The organism is Streptomyces lushanensis, assembly GCF_001700515.1.
Lineage (GTDB): Bacteria > Actinomycetota > Actinomycetes > Streptomycetales > Streptomycetaceae > Streptomyces > Streptomyces lushanensis.
This window is the reverse complement of record NZ_MAUD01000468.1, coordinates 1-3,537: the sequence shown is the minus strand read 5'-3', so window position 1 is coordinate 3,537 and position 3,537 is coordinate 1. Positions and strand designations below refer to the sequence as shown.

Here is a 3,537-nt window from a genome sequence, read left to right as displayed (position 1 = left end):
GCCGCTACCTCCTGGTCCGCCTGACCGACCTGGCAACCCGCCTTCTGCCCCGTACAGCCCGCCCCGGCATCGCCCTCGCCATCACCTTTACCCCCTGAACCACCGTCCTGGCCCACCCCACCCTGCCCGAGGAACGCCTCCCATGAGTACACCGCCCACCACCAGTCATGCCGCACAGCCCGTCTCCACCGAATCCGATTCGCAGCAGGAGAGACGGGGAAAGTGGCGGCGCCCCTCACGGCGCCGTACGTGGCTGATCCGTACCGCCGTCGCGCTGGTCGCGCTGTGGGTCCTGGCCACGGCCGGCATCGGCACTTTCGTCTTCCACTCCGCGATACAGCGGGCCGCACCACTCGGCACGATCGCCGCCGAGGGCGCGGACGGCATGGCGCTCACCATGGCCAACGCCCGCAAGGAGGGATGGAAGTGGATCACCGCGACGCCGCACGAGCGGTGGACACAACAACAAGGTGACGACGTGGAGACGGTCGGATACTGGTTCCCCGCGGTGAAGAAGACCACCCGCACCGTCGTACTGCTCCACGGGCACCGGGCCGATGCCTCGCTGATGGGAGAACTCGGCGCTTCCTACCGGGCGCGCGGCTTCAACGTCTTCATGGCCGACGCCCGCGGGCACGGCATGAGCGGCGGCGACTACGCCGGCATGGGCCACCTCGACCAGAACGACTACATCGGCTGGCTGAAGCGCCTGGTGAACACCGTCGGCAACGAGGCGCAGATCCTGCTCCACGGCATCTCCATGGGCGGCTCCACCGCCCTCATGCTCAGCGCCCACCCCCAGTTGCCCTCCCAGGTCAAGGCCGTCATCGACGACTGCGGCTACACCTCCGTCAACGACGAGTTCACCTACCAGGTACGCGAGGTGGCCAACGTGCCGGCGTTCATCCCGGCCGTCGCCGTCGCCAGCCTGGAGACCAGGCTCAGCGCTGGCTACTGGTTCGCCGACGCCGACGCGCTCACAGCCGCCGGCAAGACCCGGCTGCCGGTCTTCGTCATCCACGGCGACGCCGACACCTACAACCCCACCTGGATGAGCAAGAAGATCTACAACGCGGTGAAGTCCCCCAAGCAACTGTGGCTCGTACCGGGCGCGGAACACGGCGAGTCCTTCTTCACCCACCGCACCGAGTACGAACAGCGCACCACCGACTTCTACAACCGCCACCTCACCACCCCCACCTCCTGAGCGACGACCCCGGACTCGACCCCTCGAAGATCATTTCGTTAGGAGTTCTTACTGTTCATTTCAGAATGAGCGACCAGCCCAGAGCTTCCTCGCAGATCATGCAACACTCGACGCGTGACAACGCCCGGAGAACCGCCCAGAGCCATCCCGCCCGGCTGTGGTCCGTATGCCTGTCCCTGTTGCAAGCTCTTGACGCTGGAAGCCCGCGGACAATTCCAGATCTGTGACGAGTGCAGCTGGGAAGACGATGGCCAGGACAACCCGAACGCCGACGAGGTCTGGGGCGGCCCCAACGGAGCGGAGAGTCTGACCGACGCACGTCGTCGCTACGCGGAGTACGTCACCACAACGAGGGCAACAGATCCAAAATCGGCAGCCAATGGCGGCCCGGGTAGGTGGCGTTCACGCCCGAACCGGCGTCGCGTCTGAGTACAGGGATTGGTCCACACCGGAAATCCTCCTCAGCCTTTTCCGCCAGACTCGTCGTGGGAGCTGTGGCCTCGTGCAGAGCCATGAGATTGGCTCAGGGGTTGGCAGTTGGGTTGGTGGGCGCCGCCACAACACACCATTGTCCACCTGCTGGTGATCACGCCACGGACGACCGCGCCCGTTCACCTGGCGGCAGCAAGGGCCCTGTGCGCTCCCAGGCCGCATCCGTCAACTCACCCCGACCAGCCGCAAGATCAATTATCAGAGGAGTCCTTGCCCGGATCGGGCACGATGTCCCGCACGAAGAGGCTCAGCCGGTATGTAGTCGGCTGCGTCAGGCGCCCGCAAAACGTGTCCATGCGCGCTGCGGCCCAGTCGATCCGCGTGTCCGACGCTCGGAGGCGGCGAATGTGCTCGCGCCACTCCGACTCATCCTGGGTTTCGAAAAGCACTTCCCAGCGCCCTGCCTCCGGCACGAAGCTGTCAGCAGCCTGCCGCATCTCGTCCTGGCGCTGACGTCTTCCTTTGCGCTGCCCCGGCATCGGCCCAGCATCGCTGGCCGTGACCGCCACGGCAAGGCCACTGCCTACCGCCCCAGGTCAGCCTGACGTTGATCATTTGTCAGACACGGCCTAGTCTCCGTGGTGGACGCCAGTTCCCGCCGCAAGGCGGTGATCGCGTCGTGCTGGGCGGCGAGGCGGGAGAGAGCCCGTGCCCGGAAGTCTCGGAGATCACCAACTCCGGCGTCCCTCCTGCCAAGGAGTTTGCACAGGCTGGCGACTTCGGGCTTGAGCCGCTCGATCTGGGCGAGGCGTGGGTCAGGCTGATGTCCCGATGCTTGATTGGCTCACTTCTTCTTCGCGGTGCCCACCGGTCCGTCGGAGCTACCGGACACAACGGCGAGCGAGCCTGCGCCGGACTGCGCCCTGGGCGCACGGGTGGTCAGCTCATCAGGCCGCTGAAGTCGTGTCGGAAGCACCCAAGACGTGCGGAACGCCGGGGCGGTGGCCCAGGTCGATCGCGGGGAGGCCGTCACGGAAGTACGCGGCCGCGTGGCTGCGGGCGCCGACGCCCGTGATCCTGTTGCGAGTACCATCCCGTGCAACGCGCTTCCTACTAGAGCTGGTTGGGTGAGAGCGCTACAGCGGATCGCTCAAAGCCATGGAGGGCATCCAAGCACATGTCCGTCGTCCTACTCATTTCTCCCCACTTAGTACTGCAACGACACTCCGTGACGTGGCTTGTGCGGCGTCGTTGATTACTTCGTGGTGGTAGAGATAGCTGACGGGTGGTCAGATAGCTTCGGTGGTTTCGTGGCGCGGTTTGCGGGCCGGTTCGGGCGGGTGGAGCCGAGGCGGCGGATGGTGTCCTACCTGCGGGGACTGCTCAGCGAAGCGGAACGCAAGAACGGCTGGACCCTGGCTGAGGCCGCCGGTGACACCGGCCCTCAGGGCATGCAGCGGCTGCTGAACCACTACCTGTGGGACGCTGATGCCCTGCGTGACGACGTTCGTGAAGCGGTCGTGGAGCATATCGGAGATCCGGAGCGGGGAATTCTGATCCTCGACGAGACGGGTTTCCTGAAGAAAGGGGTGCGGTCGGCGGGTGTGGCCCGGCAGTACTCGGGAACGGCCGGCCGGATCGAGAATTCCCAGATCGGGGTGTTCCTGGCCTACGGTTCCGACCGGGGGCGGGCGCTGATCGACCGTGAGCTGTATCTCCCAAAGGACTGGACATCGGACCGCGAGCGCTGCCGAGCTGCCGGTATCGGTGACGATGTCGAGTTCGCCACCAAGCCAGACATGGGCCTGCACATACTGAAGCGTGCCGTCGAATCGGGGATACCGTTCGGGTGGGTAACCGCCGATGAACTCTACGGCCAGACCAGCCGGATCCGGCTG

At 65.7% G+C, this 3,537-nt stretch carries 4 protein-coding genes and 1 pseudogene; 3 read left to right on the top strand and 2 right to left on the bottom strand.

Annotated features, from left to right (window positions below):
* Positions 1-142: 142 nt before the first annotated feature.
* A complete protein-coding gene (locus BFF77_RS29760) occupies positions 143-1,207 on the top strand; it encodes an alpha/beta hydrolase (protein ID WP_066956125.1) in 1,065 nt (354 codons plus the stop codon).
* A 114-nt stretch (positions 1,208-1,321) separates the two neighbouring features.
* Positions 1,322-1,636, top strand: coding sequence for a CPCC family cysteine-rich protein (locus BFF77_RS33825; protein ID WP_245703797.1), 315 nt, complete (start codon positions 1,322-1,324; stop codon positions 1,634-1,636).
* A 123-nt stretch (positions 1,637-1,759) separates the two neighbouring features.
* Here the strand turns inward: BFF77_RS33825 and BFF77_RS38300 are convergent.
* Together BFF77_RS38300 and BFF77_RS29755 are read right to left on the bottom strand one after the other, a co-directional pair.
* Positions 1,760-1,895, bottom strand: a pseudogene (locus BFF77_RS38300) (transposase); the annotation flags it as partial.
* Positions 1,891-2,178, bottom strand: coding sequence for a hypothetical protein (locus BFF77_RS29755; protein ID WP_245703795.1), 288 nt, complete (start codon positions 2,176-2,178; stop codon positions 1,891-1,893). The gene BFF77_RS29755 and the pseudogene BFF77_RS38300, both read right to left, overlap by 5 nt.
* 735 nt (positions 2,179-2,913) lie before the next feature.
* On the opposite strand from BFF77_RS29755, the gene BFF77_RS29750 reads away from it, so the two are divergent.
* Positions 2,914-3,537 (top strand): IS701 family transposase (locus BFF77_RS29750; protein WP_425424443.1); only part of this gene is annotated, 624 nt, incomplete at its 3' end.

Bases quoted from the DNA above. Each gene is read 5' to 3' on its own strand.
- BFF77_RS29755 (WP_245703795.1), bottom strand. From the start codon at position 2,178: ATGCCGGGGCAGCGCAAAGGAAGACGTCAGCGCCAGGACGAGATGCGG.
- BFF77_RS29760 (WP_066956125.1), top strand. From the start codon at position 143: ATGAGTACACCGCCCACCACCAGTCATGCCGCACAGCCCGTCTCCACC.